This is a genomic window from Pseudomonas entomophila (assembly GCF_029193575.1).
In the GTDB taxonomy this organism is placed as follows: domain Bacteria; phylum Pseudomonadota; class Gammaproteobacteria; order Pseudomonadales; family Pseudomonadaceae; genus Aquipseudomonas; species Aquipseudomonas entomophila_G.
In genome coordinates this window covers 76458-102112 of record NZ_JARGCS010000007.1, presented here as the reverse complement: position 1 = coordinate 102112, position 25655 = coordinate 76458, and the positions used below count along the sequence as shown (strand labels likewise).

General features: G+C 66.1%; 25 protein-coding genes. 14 read left to right on the top strand and 11 right to left on the bottom strand.

Features of this window, described 5'->3' with window-relative positions; all coding sequences use genetic code 11:
• Positions 1-79 precede the first annotated feature (79 nt).
• Both P0Y43_RS01525 and P0Y43_RS01520 read right to left on the bottom strand, forming a co-directional pair.
• Positions 80-898: an alpha/beta fold hydrolase gene (locus tag P0Y43_RS01525; protein WP_275635530.1), complete on the bottom strand. Its 819-nt coding sequence runs from the start codon at positions 896-898 to the stop codon at positions 80-82.
• A 162-nt stretch (positions 899-1060) separates the two neighbouring features.
• Positions 1061-3418, bottom strand: a complete 2358-nt coding sequence (locus P0Y43_RS01520) for a penicillin acylase family protein (protein WP_275635529.1) — start codon at positions 3416-3418, stop codon at positions 1061-1063.
• 88 nt (positions 3419-3506) lie between these two features.
• Here P0Y43_RS01520 and P0Y43_RS01515 point away from each other — a divergent pair, with 88 nt between their 5' ends.
• Positions 3507-4058 carry a sugar O-acetyltransferase gene (locus tag P0Y43_RS01515; protein ID WP_275635528.1) on the top strand — a complete coding sequence of 184 codons (552 nt, stop codon included), beginning with the start codon at positions 3507-3509 and terminating at the stop codon, positions 4056-4058.
• A gap of 36 nt (positions 4059-4094) precedes the next feature.
• Here P0Y43_RS01515 and P0Y43_RS01510 read toward each other — a convergent pair whose 3' ends face one another.
• The 3 genes from P0Y43_RS01510 to P0Y43_RS01500 all read right to left on the bottom strand — a co-directional run bounded on the left by P0Y43_RS01510 (position 4095) and on the right by P0Y43_RS01500 (position 7221).
• Positions 4095-4370 (bottom strand): bacteriocin immunity protein, encoded by a 276-nt coding sequence (locus P0Y43_RS01510; protein WP_275635527.1) that lies wholly within the window; start codon positions 4368-4370, stop codon positions 4095-4097.
• The gene (locus tag P0Y43_RS01505) at positions 4367-6589 is read right to left on the bottom strand and encodes an S-type pyocin domain-containing protein (protein WP_275635526.1); all 2223 of its coding nucleotides are present in this window, start codon (positions 6587-6589) and stop codon (positions 4367-4369) included. The genes P0Y43_RS01510 and P0Y43_RS01505 overlap by 4 nt, the downstream gene beginning before the upstream one ends.
• Before the next feature lie 65 nt (positions 6590-6654).
• On the bottom strand, positions 6655-7221 hold the full coding sequence (locus tag P0Y43_RS01500) for a DUF6436 domain-containing protein (protein ID WP_275635525.1): 567 nt from the start codon (positions 7219-7221) through the stop codon (positions 6655-6657).
• Positions 7222-7354: 133 nt separating this feature from the next.
• Here P0Y43_RS01500 and P0Y43_RS01495 point away from each other — a divergent pair, with 133 nt between their 5' ends.
• Positions 7355-8281 (top strand): alpha/beta hydrolase, encoded by a 927-nt coding sequence (locus P0Y43_RS01495; protein WP_275635524.1) that lies wholly within the window; start codon positions 7355-7357, stop codon positions 8279-8281.
• On the opposite strand, the gene P0Y43_RS01490 is transcribed toward P0Y43_RS01495, so the two are convergent.
• A complete protein-coding gene (locus P0Y43_RS01490; RefSeq protein WP_275635523.1) occupies positions 8282-9037 on the bottom strand; it encodes a DUF2059 domain-containing protein in 756 nt (251 codons plus the stop codon).
• Positions 9038-9150: 113 nt separating this feature from the next.
• On the opposite strand from P0Y43_RS01490, the gene P0Y43_RS01485 reads away from it, so the two are divergent.
• Together P0Y43_RS01485 and P0Y43_RS01480 are read left to right on the top strand one after the other, a co-directional pair.
• Positions 9151-9771 carry a 2OG-Fe(II) oxygenase gene (locus P0Y43_RS01485; RefSeq protein ID WP_275635522.1) on the top strand — a complete coding sequence of 207 codons (621 nt, stop codon included), beginning with the start codon at positions 9151-9153 and terminating at the stop codon, positions 9769-9771.
• A complete protein-coding gene (locus P0Y43_RS01480; protein ID WP_275635521.1) occupies positions 9752-10258 on the top strand; it encodes a DUF523 domain-containing protein in 507 nt (168 codons plus the stop codon). The genes P0Y43_RS01485 and P0Y43_RS01480 overlap by 20 nt, the downstream gene beginning before the upstream one ends.
• Positions 10259-10285: 27 nt before the next feature.
• Here the strand turns inward: P0Y43_RS01480 and P0Y43_RS01475 are convergent, their stop codons facing one another.
• Positions 10286-10774: a substrate-binding periplasmic protein gene (locus P0Y43_RS01475; protein WP_275635520.1), complete on the bottom strand. Its 489-nt coding sequence runs from the start codon at positions 10772-10774 to the stop codon at positions 10286-10288.
• A 226-nt stretch (positions 10775-11000) separates the two neighbouring features.
• On the opposite strand from P0Y43_RS01475, the gene P0Y43_RS01470 reads away from it, so the two are divergent.
• Positions 11001-11477, top strand: coding sequence for a DUF4399 domain-containing protein (locus P0Y43_RS01470; protein WP_275635519.1), 477 nt, complete (start codon positions 11001-11003; stop codon positions 11475-11477).
• Positions 11478-11502: 25 nt separating this feature from the next.
• On the opposite strand, the gene P0Y43_RS01465 is transcribed toward P0Y43_RS01470, so the two are convergent.
• Complete coding sequence (locus P0Y43_RS01465; RefSeq protein ID WP_275635518.1) at positions 11503-11898, bottom strand: helix-turn-helix domain-containing protein; 396 nt, start codon at positions 11896-11898, stop codon at positions 11503-11505.
• A gap of 70 nt (positions 11899-11968) precedes the next feature.
• Here P0Y43_RS01465 and P0Y43_RS01460 point away from each other — a divergent pair, with 70 nt between their 5' ends.
• Positions 11969-13210, top strand: a complete 1242-nt coding sequence (locus P0Y43_RS01460) for an MFS transporter (RefSeq protein ID WP_275635517.1) — start codon at positions 11969-11971, stop codon at positions 13208-13210.
• A gap of 155 nt (positions 13211-13365) precedes the next feature.
• Here P0Y43_RS01460 and serA read toward each other — a convergent pair whose 3' ends face one another.
• Positions 13366-14595, bottom strand: coding sequence for a phosphoglycerate dehydrogenase (gene serA, locus P0Y43_RS01455; protein ID WP_275635516.1), 1230 nt, complete (start codon positions 14593-14595; stop codon positions 13366-13368).
• 172 nt (positions 14596-14767) lie between these two features.
• Between serA and P0Y43_RS01450 the strand changes: the two genes are divergently transcribed.
• The 4 genes from P0Y43_RS01450 (at position 14768) to P0Y43_RS01435 (ending at position 18978) form a co-directional block, all read left to right on the top strand.
• Positions 14768-16165, top strand: coding sequence for an FAD-binding oxidoreductase (locus P0Y43_RS01450; RefSeq protein ID WP_275635515.1), 1398 nt, complete (start codon positions 14768-14770; stop codon positions 16163-16165).
• A gap of 29 nt (positions 16166-16194) precedes the next feature.
• Positions 16195-16860: a fumarylacetoacetate hydrolase family protein gene (locus P0Y43_RS01445; protein WP_275635514.1), complete on the top strand. Its 666-nt coding sequence runs from the start codon at positions 16195-16197 to the stop codon at positions 16858-16860.
• A 148-nt stretch (positions 16861-17008) separates the two neighbouring features.
• Entirely contained in the window at positions 17009-17938 is a 930-nt protein-coding gene (locus P0Y43_RS01440) for an SdiA-regulated domain-containing protein (RefSeq protein WP_275635513.1), read from the top strand.
• A gap of 128 nt (positions 17939-18066) precedes the next feature.
• Positions 18067-18978, top strand: coding sequence for an SdiA-regulated domain-containing protein (locus P0Y43_RS01435; RefSeq protein WP_275635512.1), 912 nt, complete (start codon positions 18067-18069; stop codon positions 18976-18978).
• An 83-nt stretch (positions 18979-19061) separates the two neighbouring features.
• On the opposite strand, the gene rpiA is transcribed toward P0Y43_RS01435, so the two are convergent.
• Positions 19062-19736 carry a ribose-5-phosphate isomerase RpiA gene (gene rpiA, locus P0Y43_RS01430; protein ID WP_275635511.1) on the bottom strand — a complete coding sequence of 225 codons (675 nt, stop codon included), beginning with the start codon at positions 19734-19736 and terminating at the stop codon, positions 19062-19064.
• A 134-nt stretch (positions 19737-19870) separates the two neighbouring features.
• Here rpiA and ilvA point away from each other — a divergent pair, with 134 nt between their 5' ends.
• Both ilvA and P0Y43_RS01420 read left to right on the top strand, forming a co-directional pair.
• Positions 19871-21385: a threonine ammonia-lyase, biosynthetic gene (gene ilvA, locus P0Y43_RS01425; protein WP_275635510.1), complete on the top strand. Its 1515-nt coding sequence runs from the start codon at positions 19871-19873 to the stop codon at positions 21383-21385.
• Positions 21386-21531: 146 nt separating this feature from the next.
• Entirely contained in the window at positions 21532-21957 is a 426-nt protein-coding gene (locus P0Y43_RS01420; RefSeq protein WP_275635509.1) for a DUF2269 domain-containing protein, read from the top strand.
• 103 nt (positions 21958-22060) lie between these two features.
• On the opposite strand, the gene P0Y43_RS01415 is transcribed toward P0Y43_RS01420, so the two are convergent.
• Positions 22061-22717, bottom strand: a complete 657-nt coding sequence (locus P0Y43_RS01415; RefSeq protein ID WP_275635508.1) for an HAD family hydrolase — start codon at positions 22715-22717, stop codon at positions 22061-22063.
• Between the two features lie 141 nt (positions 22718-22858).
• On the opposite strand from P0Y43_RS01415, the gene P0Y43_RS01410 reads away from it, so the two are divergent.
• On the top strand, positions 22859-23338 hold the full coding sequence (locus tag P0Y43_RS01410; protein ID WP_029614755.1) for an RNA pyrophosphohydrolase: 480 nt from the start codon (positions 22859-22861) through the stop codon (positions 23336-23338).
• A 22-nt stretch (positions 23339-23360) separates the two neighbouring features.
• Entirely contained in the window at positions 23361-25634 is a 2274-nt protein-coding gene (gene ptsP, locus P0Y43_RS01405) for a phosphoenolpyruvate--protein phosphotransferase (RefSeq protein WP_275635507.1), read from the top strand.
• Positions 25635-25655 lie beyond the last annotated feature (21 nt).

The window sequence follows — 25655 nt, the reverse complement described above, 5'->3', positions numbered from 1 at the left end:
GGGCCCATCGCGCGGCGAGCCCGCTCCGGCAAGGGTCGCGCGATCCTTGCAGGAGCGGGCTTGCCCCGCGATAGGGCCATCAGCCGTTACGCGGCAACCAGTTCAACAGGAACTCGTTCACCACCTTGGGGTTCTCCAGGCTGGAGATATGCCCTGCGTAGGGAATCTGCGCCGCCAGGCAGCCGATGATCCGCGCCATCTCATTCGCCTCGCTCGGCGGTCGCGGAATGTCCTGGTCGCCACACACCACGATGGTCCGCTCCGCCGCCAGGTCGCCCAGGCGCGCCAGCAGGTCGGGCCGGCCGAAGATCACCCGGCCCATCGGGGCGAGGCTTTCGCGGATGGTTTCGGCGCTGCTGGCCTTGAGTTGTGCGCGGAAGCGCTCGCGTACCTGCGGCACGGTCTGGCCTTCGGCATGGAAGAAGATCGGCACCACGATGTCCAGCAACGGGTCGGGGAAGAACCCCGCCGCCTTGGCCGCGTCCAGCAGGCCGAAGTACTTCAGGCGGGTGGCGTCGGGCTCGGCGCCGAGGTAGGTGTCCATCAGCACCAGGCGATCGACCCGCTCCGGGTGCTCCACCGCCAGCTGCGCGCCCCACATGCCGCCGACCGACAGGCCGACCAGGTGGCAGCGCGGGATGTCCAGGGCATCGAGGAACGCCAGGTGTTGGCGCGCCAAAGCGCTCATGTCGGTGGTGCTCGCCGGTGGCGCGTCGGAGTCGCCGTGGCCCCAGAGCTCGGGCACCAGCACACGGAAGTGTCGCGACAGGGCATCGATCTGCGGTTGCCACATGGCCGCGTCCCACAGGTAGCTATGGCCCAGCAGCACAGGGAAACCCTGGCCTTGGTCGACATAGCTCATCCGTGCGCCGTCGATCTCGATGAAATGCTTTTGCATGAGAGGGCCTCATGGAAAAAAGAGGGGGCGTCAGGGTAACCGGATTGGCTGTGAAAGGTTGTGAAACCTATCGCGGGGCAAGCCTGCTCCTTGGTGCCTCGCCGTCCTCAGGGGCAGCGGGGTAACTGGAGCGGGCTTGCCCCGCGATAGGCCCTCATTGCGTCACGGCACCAAGCGCAGCGTGCTTTGCGCCGGAATCACTCCCATCTGCGCCTTTTGGTAGCGCCCTTCGATGTAGTCCCGCGCTTGGTCGGCATAGTGCTTGTCGAACGGCACGCCGCTCTGCCCGACCGGGTTGATGCTCAGCGCCTGCCCGGCATCGGCGAAGTCGATCAGGCGCCGGGTCGACGGCCCGTAGTTGACCGCCCACGGCGCCGGGCCGATCGGCGCGGACAGGTTGTTCGGCACCTCATGGGTGCCCGGCGCCGGGAACGGGCCGACGTTGAAGATCAGGTTCAGCGGCTTCTGCTGCCCCAGCGGGTGGTTGTGGGTCAGGGTGTGGGCCTTGCCCCACTGCCAGCTGGCCGGGTCGTCGCCGAAGGCCTCGCGCAGGTTCGCCAGGGTCCGCTGCCAGGCCAGGCGCACGACGCTGGTGCGGTCGGTGCGTTCGTGGCTGCCGCGCACGTTCCACCATGGCGAGTCGGGGTCGGCGGTCAGGCGCGGCAGGGCGGCGTCGATCACCCGCGTGCTGGTCAGCACCGGGAACCAGGTGTCGCCCAGCTCGTCGTGCAACGCGGCGAAGGTCAACTCGTCGACGAACTGGTTGAACAGCGTGGCGCTGGTCGAGTCCAGCGGGTAGTCGCCGCGCCAGGCCGCGAGTTGCTCGACCAGCTCCTTCTGTTGGTCGCCCTCGGCCACCTCGCGCAGCGTCGCCAGCAGCGGCGCCAGGGTGCGTGGGCCGTAGTCGGTGCTGGTGTCCAGTTGCAGCGCCTGGCTGTTGTGCACGTCCCACTTCACCTGCGGGTCGGCGAGCTGGCGGTCGAGCTGGCGGCCACGGTCGGGCAGGTTGTAGTAGCCGGGGATGGGCATCGCCGCTGGCGGCTGGTAGTTGGCCGAGACGATGTAGCCGCTGGGCGGGTTCTCCTGCTGCGGGTTGGCGCTGAACGGGTAGAAGCCGGTCTTTTCGGCCTGGCCGCTGCTGCCGTCGAGGATGAACGTCGGGTTGACCCCGGCCGGGCGGATCGGCAGCTGCGCCGCCGCCCACCAGCCGATGTCGCCACGGGCGTTGGCCCACACCAGGTTCAGGCCCGGCGCCTGGATCTTCGCCGCCGCCTCGCGCATCTTGCCCAGGGTGTCGGCGCGGTTGACCTGGTAGAAGGCATCGAGGATCGGGTTCTCGGTTTCCAGGAACGCCCACCACATGGCGATCGGCGTGGCGCCAGCGGTCTGGCCCAGCACCTCGTTGACGATCGGGCCGTGGGGCGAGCGGCGCAAGGTGATGGTCACCGGGTCTTCGCCCTTGACCGCGATTTGCTGCTCGGTCTTTTCCAGTGCCTGCCATTGGCCGTTGATCATCACCTGGTCGGGGTTGGCTGGGTTGGTCTTTTCTGCGACCAGGTCGACGTCATCGTTCTGGAACATGGTCAGGCTCCAGCCGAAATCGCGGTTATGACCGAGCAGGGCGAAGGGGTTCAGGGCCTGGAAGTAGCCATAGAGGTTGAAGCCCGGTGCCGACAGCTCGGCCTCGTACCACACCGCCGGCACGGCGAAGCCGATGTGCGGGTCGCCGGCCAGCAGCGGCTTGCCGCTGCGTGTGCGGCTGCCGGCCACGGCCCAGGCGTTGCTGCCCTCGAACTGCGGGATGCCGGCATCGCCCAGCGCCTGGTGGCTCAGTTGCGCCAGGCCTTCCAGGCTGCGCCAGTCGGCCTCGGCCAGGGCCGGGCGCAGGGCGCCGTCGGGCTGCCAGTCGAGGTCGAAGATCTTCAGGTACTCCGGGCCGAGCTGGTCGCGGATATAGGTCATCACCGGCTCGGTGCGGAACGCGGCGGCGAAGCTGTAGGCCAGGTAGCCGGCGATGCTCAGGGTGTCTTCGGCGGTGAACGGGCGTTCGGGGATGCCGAGGATGTCGAACTCCACCGGCTTGGGGTGGCTGGCCTGCCAGGCGTTCACCCCGTCAAGGTAGGCTTGCAGGGCCTGCCAGGCGGGCGATTGGTGATCCAGGCGCTGGGCCATCTGTGCGGCCTGCTCGCGGATGCGCAGGCTGCGGAACAGGGTGTCGGTGGGCACCAGCTTCTTGCCCAGCACCTCGGCCAGCTCGCCGCGCGCCAGGCGGCGCACCAGTTCCATCTGGAACAGGCGGTCCTGGGCGTGCACGTAGCCCAGGGCGCGGTACAGGTCCGGTTCGTTCTGCGCTTGCAGGTGCGGCACGCCGCGGGCGTCATAGCGCACGCTGACCGGCGCCGACAGGCCGGTGATCTTCACCTCGCCCTCGCGCTGCGGCAGCTTGCTGTGCACGTACCAGTATCCGGCGCCAGCGGCCACGGCGACGACGATGGCCAGCAGGGTCAGGCTGCGCTTCATAGGGCTCCTCTTGTGCATTCGCGGAAGAAATGTGGTCCGATCATCGGTGTAAAAACGAATTGAGAGTAGCCCTCATTAAGGAGTTTCCATGTCTTTGAGCGAAAAACAGAAAATGCTGGCGGGTCAGCTCTACCACGCCGCCTGCCCCGAGCTGCAAGCGGAGCAGATCGCCAACAAGCATTGGATGCAGCGCTACAACCACAGCGCCGAGCTGCTCAACGACGGTCGCCATGCACTGCTGGCCGAGCATTTCGCCAGCGTCGGCGAGGGCGTGGTGATCCGCCCGCCGTTCTTCTGCGACTACGGCTACAACATCAGCGTTGGCAAGAACACCTTCATGAACTTCAACGTGGTGATCCTCGACGTGCTGCCGGTGCACATCGGCGAGGACTGCCAGATCGCCCCGGCGGTGCAGATCTACACCGCCGACCACCCGATGGACCCTGAAGTGCGGCGCACGGGGCTGGAAAGCGGGCGGCCGGTGACGATTGGCAATAACGTGTGGATCGGCGGCGGGGCGATCATCCTGCCGGGGGTGACCATTGGCGACAACGCGGTGGTCGGCGCCGGCAGCGTGGTGACCCGCGATGTGCCGGCCGGGGCGGTGGTGGTGGGCAACCCGGCGCGGGTGAGGGGATAAGCAAAAGCCCTGCGGTGGAGGCCGCAGGGCTTTTCTTCAAGCAGGCTTGAAGCCGGGTTTGCCGTTGGCGGCGCGCCATTGCTTGACGCGCTCTAGCACGCCTGCTGGGCTGTCGTCGGCCCCTTCGCCTGGGTAGTAGATGAGGTCGGAACCGAGCGGGTTTTCCGTGATTTCTTCAAACCGAAACACCAAGTCGTCAAGATATCGCCCGAATGCGTCGCCTGTCAGAGTGGTTCGATTTTCGAAGAACTCTCTAATGAGCTCCAGAAATTCGACTTCGGTGAATTCCTCCAGTCTATGTTTATCGGTCATTCGGAAGTCCTCTTGCTGTGATGATCAATGTGCTTGCGGGGGGTCATAACGACAATATTGTCTAAGTCGTACACCGCTCCGCCATTGGCCACTGCGTTGATATGGTGCAACTCAAATGAGGTACGTTTTCCCACGCGCTCGGCGCCTGGTGACCGTGGAGCCAGGCCAGCCCCCATTCTCGCAAGATTACCTTGGGTGAAATGCATACTGAACGCTGAATCCGCCGCCACTTCCTTCCAAAACGCCTCCCTGAGCCTATCGAACTCCGCATACCACCGCCCGGTTAGCTTTTCCGCAATGCGTGAAGGAATCGGCGCCCCTTCCGGTGTGATTGCGCCCTCCAGGAATCGATCCGAGGTCAGTTGCCCTGCGCCACTGCTGTACCCGGGGATCTTCCGCGGATTGCGCAGCATCACGTAGATCGGCGCCAACCCCGAATCGGCCGGGAAGATGATGACGTAGTCGTCGATGTCCGCGTCAGGGGTGGCCGGGAAGGTGCGGATCTCCGGCTCGCGGGGCACTTGGATGCTGCCGGGGTAGTGTTTCTGCAGGTCTTCCACGATGGGCAGCGCCGGGATGGCGTTACCGGTTTCGGGGTCGTAGGTGTCCAGGCTGCTGGGCGGTGTTGCCGGGTGCCAGAGCAGGGTCGCGCCGCCAGGCCCTTCGGTGGTGAAGCGATACGCGCCTTGCCCTGGGTCCCACTGGGCTTGGCGCACACGGACATCGCGCAGCACGCCACTGCCGTCGGTCGCCGCGAGGTAGACCTCCGTCTCCTCGCCCGCAGGTACCGCATTCATGCGTAGCGGCAATTCGAGGGTTTGCCCGGCCCGGCGGTTGGCGTCGTGGGTGAGGTCGGCGCCCGGCGTCATCGACGCCAGAGGTACGCTCACACCCATGCGTTCGCCGTCACCCAGGCGGGCGGAGTAAAGCATCAGCGGGGCGTACCTCATGGCCCCCAGTGCGGCCTGGCTCAGCAGGGTCAGCGCGGCCTTGCCCAGGCTCTGGGCAAAGGCGGCCCAGATCGCTTCGAAGTGCGTCACCGCGCCCCGTGTGGTCGCCAGGATCAGGGGGTGGGTGGTGCTGGCGCTCCAGGCATTGAAGGTGACGGGGGTATTGCTGGGGGTGCGCCCGGAAAGCGTGGACAGGTACAGCTGCTCTTCGAACGCCGCACTGATGGCTTGCCTGGCCTGCGCTTCGAGGATGTCGCTGGAGGCTTTCTCCGAGGGCCAGGTGGTTCGATGCTGGTTGCTGTAGTCACTGATCCGATGCTTGAGCTGGATCAGCTCACCCTTGCGCTCGATCGGGGCGTAGGGCTTTTCGAAGCGCAGCGCGTGATCCAGGCTGGCCGGGGTCGACTGGAGAAGCTTGGCGTTGAGGTCCGTCAGGAAGGTCTGCTTACGCAGCGCTGCGCGTGCCCGAATCAGGTCGGACGTTTCCGTCTCGAGCGCCTGTGAGTGGGCAAGTGCGGCGGGTTCAGCGACATCGTCTTGGGCATGACGCTGGAAGGCAGTCAGGAGCTGACTCATCGCTTCCTTGCTGGCCTGGTAGTCGTGTCGGTTTTCAAGCGACTGGTTGAGTCTCGATTCGACTTGGTTGATCAGTCGGTTGATGCTGTCGCGCTGGCGGGATCGATACTTGGCGTTGGAATGCTCGGTTTGCAGCTTGGCGCGTCTGCCGGTCAGCTTGGCCACCGTCAGCTTCAGTCGCTTGGCCTCGAATGCCGCGCGATAGGAAGCCAGCCAGGCCTGGCGAGGGTCGGCGGCGGCGTTGGTTTGTCGAGTGATGGCCACGAAGTCTTCGAAGCTGCGATGCACGGGGTCGCCGCCGAAGAAGTGGTTGGCCTGCTGTGACACGCTCTGCTGGCGAACCTGATACTCGCTGCGCAATTGCTCGACCGCCGTGATCCGGCGCTCCAGGCCGGTGATCTCGCTGAGCCCCGCCAGGGAGCCCGCTCGGGCAGCGATCGCGTGCTCCAGCTGTGCATCCAGGCCAGCCAGGAGCTGCTCGTGCTCCTGCTGGACCTGTTGCTTGTCCCCCTCGATCCGGGGGACCAGGTCGATCACCAGGTGACCGGGGCGAAACGTCGAGGTCAGGTAGTGCGGGGGGATCCGGTTATGGCTCCAGAAGATATTGGGGCCGAAATGCAGGGTGGTGGGCGGTCTTGGGAACGTGTCCCTTACATGGGACTGGGGTAGATCCAATGGGGTTCTTTGCGACATACAGGGTCTCCTTTTCTGTATGTCGCCACCCTAGGGATCCTCGCCTGGGCGTCTGCTGTAGCTATCTATGGCAGGCTGGTTTGCCTCCAGGGGCAATAACACCCGATGGCCAACGTGTTGGAGACCTGCACCCGGCGGCCATCGAGCAGGGCCTTGAGGACTGGTTCGATGAAGCTGTTGCTGGAATTGCACACCGCGCCTTCGCTGTAGGGGCCGAAGTAGGCGAGATCGCCGTTGCGGTCCCAGATGGCCACGGCGGGGGTGGCGGGCAGGTGTTCGCTGCCGGGGAGCGCGGCCAGGGGCTGGAGCGCGGTGAGGTTGGCCGGGAGCTGGCCGTGGCTGCCGGGTTTTTGCAGCACGTGGAAGGTCACGCCGAGCGGGGCGAAATGTTCGAGCAGCTCGCCCAGGTGCTGCTGGTTGCCGACGTTGCACGGGCAGGCGGGGTCCCAGAAGTGCACCACGCGGATCGGGCCGGGGCCGGCGAGGTCGGCGGGCAGGCGCAGCTGGCTGCCGTCGAACAGCGTGGCCTGGTCGTCGAACGGGCGCAGGTAGCGGGCCTGGAAACTGTCGTAGGCCCACCACAGGGCGGCGGCGCAGAGCAGGGTGGCGAGCAGTGTGGTGACGATTCGCATGGTGATTCCACTGAAAACGACGCAACCCCTCAGGCGCGGGGTCAGCCCGCTCCTGCAAGGGACGCCAGCTTGCCATGGCTGGGCGCAGAGCTGAATATCGCAGATCAATGCTTGTGACACTCTGGATGTATCGATGCCTGCACCCTTTCACCCCGACCTGCTGCGCGCCAGCCTCGCACCGCTGGCGGCTCGCCAGCCGTTGTCGGCCCAGGCCCGCGACTACCAGCGCTTCTACGGCCTCGACCTGCCCGCCAGCAGCTGGCTGGGCGGCTTCCAGGCGGCGGGGTTCGCGCTGGTCGGGCAGGTGTGGCTGCCGCCTGCGCCGGTGGCCACCCTGTTCCTGCTGCACGGCTACTACGACCACATGGGGCTGTACCGGCACTTGGTCGAATGGGCCCTGGGCCAGCGCTTCGCAGTGGTCGCCTGCGACCTGCCGGGTCATGGCCTGTCCAGCGGCGAGCGCGCCAGCATCACCGACTTCGCCGCCTACCAGCACACCCTCGAGGCGCTGTTCGAACAGGCCCGCGCGCTAGACCTGCCACGCCGCTGGCATTTGTGTGGGCAGAGCACGGGCGGCGCGATCGCCGTCGACCACCTGCTGCACGCCGGCAGCCACAGCCCGGTGGATGGCCAGGTGATCCTGCTGGCACCACTGGTGCGGCCGCGAGATTGGCACTGGTCGAAACTCAGCTATTGGGTGCTGCGCCATTTCGTCGATGGCATCGAGCGGCGTTTCAGCGAGAACAGCAACGACCCGGCGTTCCTGCCGTTCCTGCAGGCCGACCCGCTGCAACCGCGGCGCCTGCCGACGGCCTGGGTGGGGGCGCTGGTGGAATGGATCAAGCGTATCGAGGCGGCGCCGCGCAGTTCGCGCCAGCCGCTGATCGTGCAAGGCGAGGCCGACGGCACGGTGGATTGGCGCTACAACCTCGAGGTGCTCAAGGCCAAGTTCGCCGAGCCGCAGATCCTGATGCTGCCCGAAGCCCGCCACCACCTGGCCAACGAGCTGCCGGGCATCCGCGAGCGTTACCTGGCGTTCATCGACCAGCGTCTGGCCTGATCACTGCTTGAGGTCGCTGCCGCTTTGGCCGACCGCCAGGCCCGCGCGCACGGCGGCCACGGCGGCCTTGTAGTAGGCCTGGCCTTCCGGCGACTCGGCGAAGGTGGCGAACTCCTCCAGCTCGGCGTCGGAGAGGTCGCGGTAGACGTACAGCAGGGTGTTGTTCAGGTCTTCGCCGATCTGCTCCATCAGGCGCTGGCGCTGGCCATCCACCAGGCCCTGGGCCTGGCCAGCGCCGAGCAGGCCGGGCAGCATCGAGCTGAGGCTGTCGGCGGCCACCCCGGCGATCGCCAGGCTGACCTCGGCGCCCGCCTCACGGGCGGGCAGGGCCTGGGCCAGGTGGCCGATGATCAACTGGCGGGTGTCGCTGGCCGGGACCTTCGGCAGGCCCTTGGCGTTCTTCGCCAACTGGTCCTTGCGCGTGGCCAGCAGCTCGGCGGCCACTACCTTGCGCCCCAGCGGCGACTGGAAGAACGCCAGCGCCGGTGCCGGGTTCTTCAGGTTGGCGCGCAGTTGCGCCTGGGCACGGCGGTCCATGGCCTGGGCTTCGAAGCGCTGGCTGCTGTTGTTGACCAAGGCCTGGTACACCGACGGCGGCAGGCTATTGCGGTAGCGCTGCTGCGCGGCACCGATGGCATCGTTGAAGTGGGCGCGCTGGTCGGGCCAGCCGGCGGCCTTGTAGAGCTGGTCGAGGCTGTCTGCCCAGACAGGCATGGTGCAGATCATCAGCAGAAGCAGGGAAAACAAACGGCGCATTCAGGACTCCTGTCGGCAGGCCGCTATTGTCTTGGCGTGGCGGGGCTTTGTCGAGCCGCCAGTGACGGTTGGCGGCCAGGCGGCGCTGTTGGTTTCATCAACGAGTGGCTACTATGCGCGCCATGCACACCTCACCTGAAGATTCGATGCACGCGCGCATCGTCGACGACCTCGCCGAGCGTGGCTGGACGCAGCAGTCGCTGTTTCTGCCCGTCGAGCTGCTGCGCACCCTCGCGGACGAATGCCGCCTGCGCGCCATCCGCCCCGCCAGCGTGGGGCGCGGTGATGGCCAGGAGGTGCGCGAGGCGATCCGCGGCGACCGCATCCAGTGGCTCGAACCCGGCCAGTCCGTAGCCTGCGACCAGTACCTGGCGGCGATGGACGGCTTGCGCCAGGCGCTCAACCAAGGCCTGTACCTGGGGTTGGAAGACTACGAGTGCCACTTCGCCTTGTACCCGCCGGGGGCCTTCTACCGCCGCCACCTGGACCGTTTTCGCGACGACGACCGGCGCGCGGTGTCGGTGATCCTCTACCTCAACGAAGACTGGCAGCCGGAAGACGGCGGCCAACTGCGCATGTTCCTCGACGGTGACGTGGCCCACGATGTGCAGCCGCTGGCCGGCTGCCTGGTCGCGTTCCTCTCGGCTGACATTCCCCACGAAGTGCTGGCGGCCGGGCGTGAACGCCTGTCGCTGACCGGCTGGTTCCGCCGTCGTGGCAACGACCCGTTCTGAATTGCCCAAGGTGCTGGTCAGCGCCTGCCTGCTGGGCCAGCCGGTGCGCTACGACGGGCGCGCCAGTGGCCACCCCGACCTGTTGCAACGCTGGCAGGCCGAAGGGCGGGTCGTGCCGTTGTGCCCGGAGGTGGCCGGTGGGCTGCCGACGCCGCGCCCGCCTGCGGAGATTCCGGGTGGGCAGGGCGGGGCGGTGCTCGATGGCCAGGCGCAGGTGCTGACGGTCGGCGGCGAGGATGTCAGCGCGGCGTTTCTCGCCGGCGCGCGGCAGGCACTGGCGCTGGTGCGTCGGCACGGCATCCGCGTCGCGGTGCTCAAGGCGGGCAGCCCGTCGTGCGGTAATCGGGTGACCTATGACGGCACGTTCGGTGGGGTGAAGGTGGCGGGGGAAGGGGTGACCACGGCGCTGCTGCGGCGCGAGGGGGTGCTGGTGTTCAGTGAGCTGGAGCTGGAAGAGGCGAGGGTGGCGCTGGACGGCGGGGTGTAGCGCGGGGGCCGCACAGCGGCCCCGGCATCACTGGCCCTCGGCGGCCTGCTGCTCGGCCTTGAGCCACTTGTCTTCCAGTGCGGCCATGCGCCCGTCGTCCTTGATCCGCTGCAGGGCGTTGTTGACCGCGCTCTCGAACGCCGGGTTGTCCTTCTGGAACGGAATCACCCGGGCATCGCGGCCATAGGCTTCGCTCATGTCCAGGGCCGCATCCAGCTGCTTGTCGCCTTCGAACGGGTCCAGGGCGATATCGTACTTGCCGCTTTCCACGCCAGGCAGCAGCTCGGCGGCGGGGGCTTCGATGAATTCGGCGCGCAGGTCCAGTTCCTTGGCCAGCGCCTGGCCCAGCTCGATGTCGAAGCCGGTCAGGTGCTCGTTTTCCTTGAAGGCGTAGGGCGCGGTGTCGGCCTGCACGGCAATGCGCAGTTCGCCGCGGTCGTTGATTTCGTCGATCAGCTCGGCCTGGGCCAATGGACTGAGCAGTACCCCCAGTAGTACGCCAATGGTCAAACGCATGAGTGCCCCTTTCTTCTTTGGCAGGTGAATGTCATTCGCCGTGGCTTTTTCCTCTGCCCGGTCGAACGCAGCCTATGACCCCAGGACCTTACTAAGGTTTGCGCCGTGGCAGAAATTTTTCTGCCCGCGCGGGTGAACCTCGGGCGCCGCATCTGGACTATGGTGAAGTACCCCCGGCGCGGTTTTGCGCGGGTGGGGCAACTGCCATGGAATACAGGAGAAGTGAATGAAAAGCCTCGTTTCGCGTGCCGCCGTCGCCGGCCTGCTGATGGGCGTGTCGCTGGTCGCCAGCGCCGCGGATGCACTGAAGAGCCAGCAGCCACCGGAGGGCGCCAAGGTCTTCATCGTTTCCCCCGCCGATGGCGCGACGGTCGACAAGACCTTCACGGTCAAGTTCGGCATCGAGGGCATGGCGCTCAAGCCTGCGGGTGACCAGACCCCGCATACCGGCCACCACCACCTGCTGGTGGACGTCGACAAGGCCCCGGCCGCTGACCAGCCGCTGCCCACCAGCCTGCTGCCCGAGGGCAACCAGCCGCTGCCGGCGGGGCCGCAGGTGCTGCACTTCGGCAAGGCGCAGACCGAAGTGAGCCTGACCCTGACCCCGGGCAAGCACACCCTGCAACTGGTGCTGGGTGACCAGTATCACGTGCCGTTCAAGCCGAGCGTCGAGTCGAAGACCATCACCGTGAATGTGCAGTGATGCCTAGGGCTGCAACGCAGCCCCCTCAACCCCCGCGTTGTGCCTGACGCAGCAGCTTCTTGAACTTCGGGCATTGCATATGGCTGGGTGCCGGGCACTCGGCCACATGCCGCAGCGTGTCGCGCAGCGCGGCCAGGCGGGCGATCTGCTGGTCCAGCGCGTCGGCCCGCGCCAGCAGCGTTGGGCGTGGCAGGTCCGGCGCGCCATGCTCGCCGAACATGCCCTTGATCTCCTCCAGCGAGAACCCCGCCGCCTTGCCCAGGGCGATCAGCGCCAGCTGGGTGGGTGTCTCTTCGCCGTATTGCCGACGCAGCCCGTGCCGACCGCGCGAGCGGATCAACCCCACGGCCTCGTAGTAGCGCAGCGCCGATGGCGGGACGCCACTGAGCCTGGACAGCTCGCCAATGTCGATGAGTGGCATGGCTTGACCTCAAGTTGACTTCAAGTTGCATAGTAGGTGCCACCCCGTATTTCCGGCAAGGGAGCACGCTATGGCCACCTCGTTGCAAGACACCTCCTCACCCGCCCTCGGCGCACTGGCAGCGGCGACGTTGCTGGCGTCGTTGGGCATCAGCATCGTCACTGTCACCCTGCCGACCTTGGCACAGGCGTTCAGCGCACCGGTCGACGCGGTGCAGTGGGTGGTGCTGGCGTACCTAGTGTCGATCACCGTCACCATCGTGCTCGCCGGTCGGCTCGGCGACATGCATGGCCACCGCCGGGTGCTGCTGGCTGGCCTGGCGCTGTTCGGCCTCGCCTCGCTGCTTTGCGCGGCGGCGCCGACGCTGGGCGTGTTGATCGCCGGCCGCGCGGTGCAGGGTGTTGGCGGCGCGATCCTGATGGCCCTGCCGCTGTCGATGGCGCGGGAGGTGGTGGGCCAGGCGCGGACCGGTTCGGCGATGGGGCTGTTCGCCACGATGTCGGCCCTGGGCACCGCGTTGGGCCCTTCGCTGGGCGGCCTGTTGATCGAGGGGGTGGGCTGGCGGGCGGCGTTCGTGCTGCTGGGCGGGTTGGGCGCCGGGGTCGGGTTGCTGGTGGCGTGGGCCGTGCCGGTCGCGACGCGCCAGGCAGCGCCCGGGCCGCTGTTGTCCCTGGCGCCTTTGCGCGATGGGCAGCTGCGCAGGTTGTTGATGATGAACCTGCTGTTGTCGACGGTGATGATGACCACCTTGGTGGTGGGGCCGTTCTTCCTGACCTTCGGGCTGGGTCTGAAGGTCGCCCTGACCGGGCTGGTGATGGCGGTGGGGCCGTTGGTCGCGGCGCTGTCGGGGGTGCCGGCGGGGCGCCTGGTGGACCGCCTCGGCGCCCGTCGTGCGCTGCTGTTGGGCCTGGTGCAGACGATCGTCGGCCTGGTGTGCCTGGCCAGCCTGCCGCGTGGGCTCGGGGTGGCGGGTTACGTGCTCGGGCTGGTGCTGTTGACGCCGGGGTTCCAGCTGTTCCTGACGGCGAACAACACGGCGGTGATGCTGGGGGCGGCGGATGCGCAGCGGGGCGTGCTGTCGGGGTTGCTGGGGTTGTCGCGCAACCTCGGGTTCATGGCCGGTGCGTCGTTGATGCCATGGTTGTTCTCGGTCGCATTGGGCTCGCGGGAGGTGGCGCACGCGGGGAGTGGGCAGGTGGCGGCGGCGTTCAGCCTGACTTTCCTGGTGGCGGCGGGGTTGGTGGTTGTGGCTGTCGGGCTGGCGGGGTGGGGTGGGTTTCGGCGCAAGACCGCCGGATCTTGGGGGTATTGACCGGCCCTACCGCAGGGCAAGCCCGTTCCTACAGGTTCACCGCCAACGTGCAGAACGGCGCCGTACCTGTAGGCGCGGGCTTGTCCCGCGATGAGGCCCGCCCAGACAAAAAAGGGAGGCCACCCGGGCCTCCCTCTTTCACACTGCAATCAAGCTCAGAACAGCACGCGCGAACGAATGGTGCCCTTCACGTGTTGCAGTTTCTCCTGGGCCAGGTCCGAGTACTCGGCGTCGACGTCGATCACCACGTAACCGACTTTCTCGTCGGTCTGCAGGAACTGACCGGAGATGTTGATACCGTTCTCGGCGAACACCTTGTTGATCTCGCTGAGCACGCCTGGGATGTTTTCGTGGATGTGCAGCAGGCGGTGCTTGCCCGGGTGCGCCGGCAGGGCCACTTCCGGGAAGTTGACCGACGACACGGAGGTGCCGTTGTCGCTGTACTTGACCAGCTTCTCGGCCACTTCCAGGCCGATGTTGGCCTGGGCCTCGGCGGTGGAGCCGCCGATGTGCGGGGTCAGGATCACGTTGTCCAGGCCGCGCAGCGGGCTTTCGAACTCTTCGTCGTTGGAGCGCGGCTCGACCGGGAACACGTCGATGGCGGCGCCGATCAGGTGCTTGTCCTTGATCGCGTTGGCCAGGTGGTCCAGCTCGACCACGGTGCCACGGGCGGCGTTGATCAGGATCGAGCCCTTCTTCATCGCGCGGATTTCCTTCTCGCCGATCATCCACTGGGTGGATGGCAGCTCAGGCACGTGCAGCGAGACGATGTCGGCCAGGCCCAGCAGTTCGTTCAGGCTGGTGACCTGGGTGGCGTTGCCCAGCGGCAGCTTGGTCAGCGGGTCGAAGAAGTAGACCTGCATGCCCACGCTTTCGGCCAGCACCGACAGCTGGGTGCCGATCGAGCCGTAGCCGACGATGCCCAGCTTCTTGCCACGGATCTCGAACGAGTTGGCCGCGCTCTTGATCCAGCCGCCACGGTGGCAGGAGGCGTTTTTCTCGGGGATGCCGCGCAGCAGCAGGATGGCTTCGGCCAGCACCAGCTCGGCCACCGAGCGGGTGTTGGAGTACGGTGCGTTGAACACCGCGATGCCGCGCTCGCGGGCCGCGTTCAGGTCGACCTGGTTGGTGCCGATGCAGAAACAGCCGACCGCGACCAGTTTCTTCGCGCAATCAAAGACCTCTTCGGTCAGTTGGGTGCGCGAGCGGATGCCGATGAAGTGGGCATCTGCGATCTTTTCCTTCAGTTCTGCGTCCGGCAGTGAGCCAGTGAGGTACTCGATGTTGGTGTACCCGGCAGCCTTGAGGGTATCCACCGCGTTCTGGTGGACGCCTTCGAGAAGAAGGAACCTGATCTTGCTCTTGTCGAGAGAAGTCTTGCTCATCTGCGTAAACCTGTATCCCGGAGAAAAAATGGCGAGGGGGGCAAAGCGGCGCGGCGTCGGGCCTTAGCACGAACGACGGGAGGGCTATGCTAGCATACGCGACACCGTCTGAGCTTATCCCGACAGGTGAAGAGTGCTCAGGGTGACTATGAATAGTTCGAGAGTTCTGCCGATGACCCACTCCGCGGTAATTGATGAGCTGATGACCTTGGTCGACCCTGGCAAGGTCCTCACCGACCCCGCCTCCCTGGAGGCCTACGGCAAGGACTGGACCAAGCACTACCCACCCGCCCCCAGCGCCATCGTGTTCCCCAAGACCGTCGAGCAGGTCCAGGCCATCGTCGCCTGGGCCAACCGCCACAAGGTCGCGCTGGTGCCGTCCGGCGGGCGCACCGGGCTGTCTGGCGCGGCGGTGGCCGCCCACGGCGAGGTGGTGGTGGCCTTCGACTACATGAACCAGATTCTCGGCTTCAACGCCTTCGACCGCACCGTGACCTGCCAGCCGGGGGTGGTCACCCGCCAGTTGCAACAGTTCGCCGAAGAGCAGGGCCTGTATTACCCGGTGGACTTCGCCTCGTCCGGCTCCAGCCAGGTTGGCGGCAATATCGGCACCAACGCCGGCGGGATCAAGGTGATTCGCTATGGCATGACGCGCAACTGGGTGGCCGGCCTGAAGGTGGTCACCGGCAAGGGCGAGCTGCTCGAACTGAACCGCGACCTGATCAAGAACGCCACCGGCTACGACCTGCGCCAGCTGTTCATCGGCGCCGAGGGCACCCTGGGCTTCGTGGTCGAGGCGACCATGCGCCTGGACCGCGCCCCGCGCAACCTCACCGCGATGGTGCTGGGCACGCCGGATTTCGACTCGATCATGCCGGTGCTGCACGCCTTCCAGGGCCAACTCGACCTGACGGCCTTCGAGTTCTTCTCCGACAAGGGCCTGGCCAAGATCATGGGCCGTGGCGACGTGCCGCCGCCGTTCGACACCCCGTGCCCGTTCTACGCCCTGCTGGAATTCGAGGCCAGCACTGAGGAAGTGGCCAACCAGGCGCTGGCGCTGTTCGAGCATTGCGTCGAGCAGGGCTGGGTGCTCGATGGCGTGATGAGCCAGAGCGAGACCCAGCTGAAGAACCTGTGGAAGCTGCGCGAGTACCTGTCCGAGACCATCTCGCACTGGACACCCTACAAGAACGACATCTCCGTCACCGTCTCCAAGGTGCCGGCGTTCCTGCGCGACATCGACGCCGTGGTCACCGCCCATTACCCGGACTACGAAGTGGTCTGGTACGGGCATATCGGCGACGGCAACCTGCACCTGAACATCCTCAAGCCCGAGCACATGGGCAAGGACGAGTTCTTCGCCTCGTGCGCCAAGGTCAACAAGTGGGTGTTCGAGATCGTCGAACGTTACAACGGCTCGATCTCCGCCGAGCACGGCGTGGGCATGACCAAGCGCGACTACCTGGGCTACAGCCGCTCGGCGGATGAAATCGCCTGCATGAAGGCGATAAAGGCGGTGTTCGACCCGAACGGCATCATGAATCCGGGTAAGATCTTCGCACCTGAATAAGCCAAGCAGTATCCAGAGGAGTCGGCCCCATGAGTTACCAGCACCAGTACGTAGACGGCACGCGCATCCACTTCCCGCTGGGCAAAGTGGTGTGCATCGGCCGCAACTATGCCGAGCATGCCAAGGAACTGAACAACCCCATCCCCAGCGAGCCTTTGCTGTTCATCAAGCCGGGTAGCTGCGTGGTGCCACTGGAAGGCGGCTTCAAGATCCCGAGCGAGCGTGGTTCGGTGCACTACGAGGCGGAAATCGCCGTGTTGCTGGGCAAACCGCTGTCGACCTCGCCCTCCGAGGAAGAAGTGCTCGACGCCATCTCCGGCTTCGCGCCGGCCCTGGACCTGACCCTGCGCGACCTTCAGGCCAAGCTCAAGGAGAAGGGCCTGCCGTGGGAACTGGCCAAGAGCTTCGACGGCGCCTGCGTGCTGCCGCCGTTCGTCTCCGCCGCCAGTTTCGAAGACCTGACCGATATCGGCATCCGCCTGACCATCAACGGCGAAGTGCGCCAGGACGGTAACAGCGCGCTGATGCTCAACCCGATCGTGCCGATCATCCAGCACATCGCCGCGCACTTCTCGCTGCAGGCGGGCGATGTGATCCTCACTGGCACCCCGGCCGGCGTCGGCCCGTTCAACGCGGGTGATGAACTGGTGCTGGAACTTCCGGGCGTCAGCCGGTTCGAAAGCCGCGTGCTCTGACCCCTGCGACGATGGCGACCGAGGTCGCCATCGTTTTGCCACCGTTTGGCGGATTTACCGTTTTTTTCACAAGCGATGCGGATAATGGGCGAAATAACATTTATTTTGCCGGTGTCATGGATAACTCGGCATGTTCCGAGGAACCTTCATGGCTGTCCCGTCCAGTGCTTCCCTCCCGCCTGAAACCAAGAAACGCCGTACTTTTCTGCGCAGGAGGACCTGGCTGGGCCTCGCCGCCGTGGCCGCCTATGGCCTGTCGGTGGCCATGCACTGGGACGACCGTGGGCTGCTGTGGATAAAGGAACGCTTCGAAAGCAGCGCCGAGCGCCAGGAGAGCATCTGGCTGCCGGACTACGTGGTGGATATCGACGCCAAGCGCCTGCCGGGCATGGAGGATGACGAAGCCTCCGACGTGACCTTCAACCCGCAGACCCGCACCCTGTTCGCGGTCATGGGCAAGAACCCCTTCCTGGTCGAGCTGACCCTCGATGGCGACGTGCTGCGCAAGATGCCCCTGGTCGGCTGGGATAACCCCGAGGGCGTCGCCGCGCTGGAGAACGGCCAGTTGGCGATCGTCGACGAGCGCAGGCATGACCTGACGCTGGTCAAGGTCGATGCCGCCACCACTTCGCTGAACCATGCCGACTTCAAGCACTATGACCTGGGCGCGTCGGTCAAGAGCAACAAGGGCTTCGAGGCGGTGGCCTGGGACCCGCTGCGCCAGCGGCTGATCATCGGCGAGGAGCGCCCGCCGAAGCTGTTCACCTGGAGCACCGATGGCCGTGGCCCGTTGACGGGCGACAAGCAACTGCTGCCCAACGATGAACTCGACCTGCGCAACCTGTCCGCACTGGGCGTTGACCCGCGCACCGGGCACCTGCTGGCGTTGTCGGCGGATTCCAACCTGCTGCTGGAGCTGGACGAGAATGGCGAGCAAGTGAGCTTCATGACCCTGCTGGGCGGCTTCAACGGCCTGGAGGACCGGGTTCCACGCGCCGAGGGCGTGGCCATCGACGACGAGGGCAACCTGTACATGGTCAGTGAGCCGGACCTGTTCTATCGGTTCAAGAAGCAGTGATGGGCTGGCGGGCCTCATCGCGGGGCGAGCCCCCGCGATGAACCCACCCCAATCCCAAACATGATGGCATTAAGCTTTACTTCAGCTGTCCATGCTTAGATTCGTCACCCCCACGTCGAGTCTCCCCCATGCGCCGCTACCTCCGCCTGCCTTTGCTGCTGCTGTTCCTCGGCCTCTCCACGGTGCTCGCGCTCGGCATCGCCGGCCACGAATTCCGCCTGTTCGAGCGCGGCTGGTTCAACCTCAAGACCTGGTGGCAGCCGGCCGAGCAAAGCATCGGCCTGGACCGCTACCAGGTGGTGATCGAAGCCCTGCCCATCGAAGGCCTGGACGACGACATCTCGGCGCTGACCTACGACCCTGACCGCAAGACCCTGTTCACCGTCACCAACGCCCGCTCCGAGCTGATCGAGCTGTCGCTGGACGGGCGCATCCTGCGCCGCGTGCCGCTGACCGGTTTCGGCGACCCCGAGGCGGTGGAATACGTCGGCCCCAACAGCTACGTGATCACCGACGAGCGCCAGCAGCGGTTGATTCGCGTGCGCCTGGACGACGACACGCTGTTCCTCGATGCCCACGATGCCGAACAGCTCACCCTGGGCATCGGCCTGAACGGCAACAAGGGTTTCGAGGGCCTGGCCTATGATTCGGCGGGCAAGCGCCTGTTCGTGGCCAAGGAGCGCGACCCGATGCTGATCTACGAGGTGCACGGCTTCCCCCACGACAACCCTGAGCAACCCTACGCGGTGCATGTGGTGCAGGACCAGAAGCGCGATTCGCGGCTGTTCGTGCGCGACCTGTCGAGCTTGCAGTTCGATGAGCGCACCGGGCACTTGCTGGCGCTGTCGGATGAATCGCGCCTGGTGCTGGAGCTGGATGTGAAGGGCAGGCCGCTGAGCACCCTGTCGCTGCGCAAGGGGTTTCAGGGCTTGAAGCAGACGGTGCCGCAGGCGGAAGGGATTGCGATGGACGATGCGGGGACCATCTACCTGGTGAGTGAGCCGAACCTGTTCTATGTGTTCAAGCAGCCGGTTGAGTAGCTGAATTGCAGGGCCCTGTCGCGGGGCAAGCCCGCTCCTGCAGATGCAGGAGCGGGCTTGCCCCGCGATTGCGTCAGGCCTGCTTATTCGACCTTCAGCGTCTTCACCCCTTCAGCCGTCCCCAGCAACAGCAAGTCCGCCGGCCGCGCCGCGAACAGGCCATTGGTGACCACGCCCACGATCGCATTGATCTGGCTTTCCAGCTCCACCGGGTTGGTGATCTGCAGGTTGTGCACGTCGAGAATCACGTTGCCGTTGTCGGTCACCACGCCTTCGCGGTACACCGGGTCGCCACCCAGCTTGACCAACTGGCGCGCCACGTGGCTGCGGGCCATGGGGATCACCTCGACCGGCAGTGGGAAGGCGCCGAGCACCGGCACCAGCTTGCTGGCGTCGGCGATGCAGATGAAGGTGCGGGCCACTGCCGCGACGATCTTCTCGCGGGTCAAGGCCGCGCCGCCGCCCTTGATCAGATTCAGGTGCGCATCGCTCTCGTCGGCGCCGTCCACGTAGAACTCCAGCTCGCTGACGCTGTTCAGCTCGTAGACCGGGATGCCATGCGCCTTCAGGCGCGCGGCGGTGGCCTCGGAGCTGGCGACCGCGCCGTCGAAGGCGGTCTTGTGCTGGGCCAGCGCGTCGATGAAGAAGTTGGCGGTCGAGCCGGTGCCGACGCCGACGACGCTTTTCTCACCCAGCTTGGGCAGAATGAAGTCGACGGCGGCCTGGGCGACGGCCTGTTTGAGTTGGTCCTGGGACATGCGGGCTCCGAGAGGGGCGGGGGAGGTTTCAAAGTTGCGTAGTATACCCAGTCGCGCGGCTTTGCTGTGGTCGCCCGACATAGCGCTGCGGTAGACTCCCAGGCCTTGTCCCCCGGCCCTGCGATGTTTCCCTGATGCTCGAACAGTACGTCAAGAAGATCCTCACCTCGCGCGTCTACGACGTCGCGGTCGAAACCCCGCTGCACAGCGCCGGGCAGTTGAGCAAGCGCCTGGGCAACCAGGTCCTGCTCAAGCGCGAGGACCTGCAGCCGGTGTTCTCCTTCAAGATCCGCGGCGCGTACAACAAGCTGGCGCAGCTCAGCCCCGAGGAGCTGGCCCGTGGCGTGGTCACCGCGTCGGCCGGCAACCACGCCCAGGGCGTGGCGCTGGCGGCGCGCGAACTGGGCATCAAGGCGACCATCGTGATGCCCAAGACCACCCCGGAGATCAAGGTCGAGGGCGTGCGCTCGCGTGGCGGCAAGGTGGTGCTGCACGGCGACTCGTTTCCCGAGGCGCTGGCCTATTCGCTGAAGCTGGTGGACGAGAAGGGCTACGTCTATATCCACCCCTACGACGACCCGCACACCATTGCCGGGCAGGGCACCGTGGCCATGGAGATCCTGCGCCAGCACCCGGGCCGGCTGGATGCGATCTTCGTGCCGGTCGGCGGCGGCGGGCTGATCGCCGGCATCGCCGCCTATGTGAAGTACCTGCGCCCGGAGATCAAGGTGATCGGCGTCGAGCCGGACGACTCCAACTGCCTGCAGGCCGCCATGGCCGCCGGTGAGCGCGTGGTGCTGCCGCAGGTGGGGCTGTTCGCCGATGGCGTGGCGGTGGCGCAGATCGGCCAGCACACCTTTGACATCTGCAAGCTGCACGTGGATGAGGTGGTGACCGTGAGTACCGACGAAATCTGTGCGGCAATCAAGGATATCTACGACGATACCCGCTCGATCACCGAGCCTGCCGGCGCCTTGGGCGTGGCGGGCATCAAGAAGTACGTCGAGCTGTACGGGGTTTCGGGGCAGACCCTGGTGGCCATCGACTCTGGCGCCAACGTCAACTTCGACCGCCTGCGCCACGTGGCCGAGCGCTCCGAGCTGGGCGAGAAGCGCGAGGCGATCATCGCCGTGACCATTCCCGAGCGCCCGGGCAGCTTCAAGGCCTTCTGCGAAGCCATCGGCAAGCGCCAGATCACCGAGTTCAACTACCGCTACCACGCCGACAAGGAAGCGCACATCTTCGTCGGCGTGCAGACCCACCCGGAAACCGACCCGCGCGCCGCGCTGGTGCAGCAATTGACCGAGCAGGGCTTCCCGGTCACCGACCTGACCGACAACGAACTGGCCAAAATGCATATCCGTCACATGGTCGGTGGCCATTCGGTAGGCGTCAGCGATGAACTGGTGCTGCGCTTCGAGTTCCCCGAGCGGCCGGGGGCGCTGTTCAATTTCCTCAACAAGCTGGGTGGGCGCTGGAACATCTCGATGTTCCACTACCGCAACCATGGCGCGGCCGATGGCCGGGTGGTCGCGGGGTTGCAGGTGCCGGACGACGAGCGTCACCTGGTGCCGGAGGCGCTGGCCAAGATTGGCTACCCGTATTGGGACGAGACCGAAAACCCGGCGTACAAGCTGTTCCTGGGTTGAGCGGCTACGCTTGCTTCAGTGCCGGCCTCATCGCGGGGCGAGCCCGCTCCCACAGGTACAGTGGCGTCCTCAGGGGCGGCGCTGAACTTGTGGGGCGTGCCCCGCGATAGGGCCGGTAATGTCACCACCGCTGCGCGAGGAACCCAATGGACCACCTCACCACCCTGAAAACCCTGCACATCCTCGCCACCGCCCTGCTGCTGCTGGGCGCTCTGGGCCTGGCCATCTGGACCTGGCGCACACGCCGCCAGGGCGACGCCAAGGCCTACGCCAAGCTGCTGCGTCGGCCGCGGGTGTTCGTCTGGCTGTTGATGGGGCTGTGCCTGGTGAGCATGCCGTTCACCGGCTGGTGGCTGGTGCACCTGGTGGGTTGGCCGCTGGGTCAGGCCTGGGTGCTGGCCTCCAGCATCCTGTATACCTTCGGCGCGCTGGCCGTCTGGTGGTTGCTGGTGCGCCTGAACCGGCTGCGCAAGGCCGAGGTGGTCGGCTTGCGGTTTACCCTGGCGCTGGCGGTGTTCAGCGGCGTGTGTTTCCTGTCCATCGCCGGGTTGATGGGCGCCAAACCGGTTTGAGGGTGTCGCCACTGACGCCATCGCGGGGCAAGCCTGCCTTCACGCGTACCGCGCAATCCCGGCAGGCGCGGGCTTGCCCCGCGCCAGGGCCTTGAAAGGCGCCTCAATCCCGTAGCGAAATGACCTTCCACCCCCGGCGCCCCGCCTCTTCACGCAGCTTCGGGTCCGGGTCCACCGCCACCGGGTGCGCCACCTGCTCCAGCAGCGGCACATCGTTCAGCGAATCGCTATAGAAGTAGCTGCCTTCCAGGCCGTACCCATTCTCCAGCATCCAACGCTGCAGCCGCGTCACCTTGCCTTCACGGAAGCAGGGTATATCGGTGCTACGGCCCGTGTAGCGCTCGCCATCACGCTCGCACTCGGTCGCCAGCAACGTGCGCACCCCTAGACGGCGGGCGATCGGCGCGGTGACGAAGCGGTTGGTGGCGGTGATGATCACCAGCTTGTCGCCGGCCTCGCGGTGTTGACGCAGCAAGGCCTCGGCCTTGGGCAGGATGATCGGCTCGATGCAGTCGCGCATGAAGTCGCGGTGCCACTGGTCGAGCTGGGCGGGTTCGGTGGCCGCGAGGATTTCCATCGAGAAGGCCAGGTAGGCCTGCAGATCCAGGGTGCCGTTGAGGTAGTCCTGGTAGAAGGCGTCGTTGCGGTTCTTGTAGGCGACCGGGTCGAGGATGCCCCGCTCGCACAGGTAGTCACCCCAGGCATGGTCGCTGTCGCCGCCGAGGAGGGTATTGTCCAGGTCGAATAAAGCCAGGCGCATCGCAGTCACTCGAATCAGCAATCGGAAGCCCCGCAGAATACGGAGTTTTCACCTCGCTGCACATAAGCTTGGCGGGGCGCGTTGCTGCGCTCGCAGGCTTTGTGGAACAATGCGGTGACATGCGTTTTCGAGGTTGCTGCCGTGATCGACCCGGATGGTTTTCGCCCCAATGTCGGGATCATTCTCACGAATGATGCCGGGCAGGTGCTATGGGCTCGGCGGATCAACCAGGATGCCTGGCAGTTTCCCCAGGGTGGCATCAACCCTGACGAAACGCCGGAAGATGCCCTGTACCGCGAGCTGAACGAAGAAGTTGGCCTGGAGCGCGAGGACGTGGAAATTCTTGCCTGTACCCGCGGCTGGTTGCGTTATCGTTTACCCCAGCGCCTGGTCCGTACCCACAGCCAACCGCTGTGCATCGGCCAGAAGCAGAAGTGGTTCCTGTTGCGCCTGGTGAGTAATGAGCAGCGGGTGCGCATGGACCTCACCGGCAAACCGGAATTCGATGGCTGGCGCTGGGTCAGCTACTGGTATCCGCTGGGCCAGGTGGTGACATTCAAGCGCGAGGTGTACCGCCGCGCCCTGAAAGAGCTAGCCCCGCGCCTGCTGACGCGCGACTGACGACGGAGTCCGACCCCGAGCCATGCTCAATACGCTGCGCAAGATCGTCCAGGAAGTGAACTCCGCCAAAGATCTCAAGACGGCGTTGGGGATCATTGTCTTGCGCGTCAAGGAAGCCATGGGCAGCCAGGTCTGCTCGGTCTACCTGCTCGACCCGGAGACCAACCGCTTCGTGCTGATGGCCTCCGAAGGCCTGAACAAGCGCTCCATCGGCAAGGTCAGCATGGCGCCCAACGAGGGCCTGGTCGGCCTGGTCGGCACCCGCGAAGAACCGCTGAACCTGGAGAACGCCGCCGACCACCCGCGCTACCGCTACTTCGCCGAAACCGGCGAGGAGCGCTTCGCGTCTTTCCTCGGCGCGCCGATCATCCACCACCGCCGCGTGGTCGGGGTGTTGGTCATCCAGCAGAAGGAACGCCGCCAGTTCGACGAAGGCGAGGAAGCCTTCCTGGTGACCATGAGCGCGCAGCTCGCCGGGGTCATCGCCCACGCCGAGGCCACCGGCTCCATTCGTGGCCTGGGCCGCCAGGGCAAGGGCATCCAGGAGGCACGCTTCGTCGGCGTGCCGGGCTCGCCGGGCGCCGCCGTCGGCCGTGCCGTGGTGATGCTGCCGCCCGCCGACCTCGAGGTGGTGCCGGAGAAGACCGTCGATGACATCGACGCCGAACTGAAACTCTTCAACAACGCCCTCGAAGGCGTGCGCGCCGACATGCGCAAGCTCTCGGCCAAGCTCGCCACGCAGCTGCGCCCGGAAGAGCGCGCGCTGTTCGATGTGTACCTGATGATGCTCGAAGACGCCGCCTTGGGTGGCGAGGTGGTCGAGGTCATCAAGACCGGCCAGTGGGCCCAGGGTGCCCTGCGCCAGGTGGTTGGCGAACACGTCAGCCGCTTCGAGCTGATGGACGACGACTACCTGCGCGAGCGCGCTTCCGACGTCAAGGACCTCGGCCGCCGCCTGCTCGCCTACCTGCAGGAAGCCCGCTCGCAATCGCTGGTGTATGCCGACAACACCATCCTGGTCAGCGAAGAACTGACCCCGGCCATGCTCGGCGAAGTGCCGGAAGGCAAGCTGGTGGGCCTGGTCTCGGTGCTCGGTTCGGGCAACTCCCACGTGGCGATCCTGGCCCGGGCCATGGGCATCCCGACGGTGATGGGCCTGGTCGACCTGCCGTACTCGAAGGTCGACGGCATCGAGATGATCGTCGACGGCTACAAGGGCGAGGTGTTCACCAACCCCAGCGACGTGCTGCGCAAGCAGTACAGCGACGTGGTCGAGGAGGAGCGCCAGCTGGCCCAGGGCCTGGACGCCCTGCGCGAGCTGCCCTGCGTGACCCCGGACGGCCACCGCATGCCGCTGTGGGTCAACACCGGCCTGCTCGCCGACGTCGCCCGCGCCCAGCAGCGCGGCGCCGAGGGCGTGGGCCTGTACCGCACCGAAGTGCCGTTCATGATCAACCAGCGCTTCCCCAGCGAGAAGGAACAGCTGGCGATCTACCGCGAGCAACTGGCGGCCTTCCACCCGCTGCCGGTGACCATGCGCACCCTCGACATCGGCGGCGACAAGGCGCTGTCGTACTTCCCGATCAAGGAAGAGAACCCGTTCCTCGGCTGGCGCGGCATCCGCGTCACCCTCGACCACCCGGAAATCTTCCTGGTGCAGACCCGCGCCATGCTCAAGGCCAGCGAGGGGCTGAACAACCTGCGCATCCTGTTGCCGATGATCTCCGGCATCCACGAGCTGGAGGAGGCGCTGCACCTGATCCACCGCGCCTGGGGCGAGGTGCGCGACGAAGGCACCGACGTGCCGATGCCGCCGGTCGGTGTGATGGTGGAGATTCCCGCCGCCGTGTACCAGACCAAGGAGCTGGCGCGCCAGGTGGACTTCCTCTCGGTCGGCTCCAACGACCTGACCCAGTACCTGCTGGCGGTCGACCGCAACAACCCGCGCGTCGCCGACCTCTACGACTACCTCCACCCGGCAGTGCTGCAGGCCTTGCAGACCGTGGTGCGCGATGCCCATGCCGAAGGCAAGCCGGTGAGCATCTGCGGCGAGATGGCCGGTGACCCGGCGGCGGCGATCCTGCTCATGGCCATGGGCTTCGACAGCCTGTCGATGAACGCCACCAACCTTCCGAAGGTCAAGTGGATGCTGCGCCAGATCAACATGAGCAAGGCCCGCGAGCTGCTGACCGAGGCCATGGGGCATGACAACCCGCAGGTGATCCACAGCGCGTTGCAACTGGCGCTGAAGAACCTCGGGCTGGCGCGGATGATCGGGCCGAATAAAACGCTCTGACACACGCACGCCCTTTGTAGG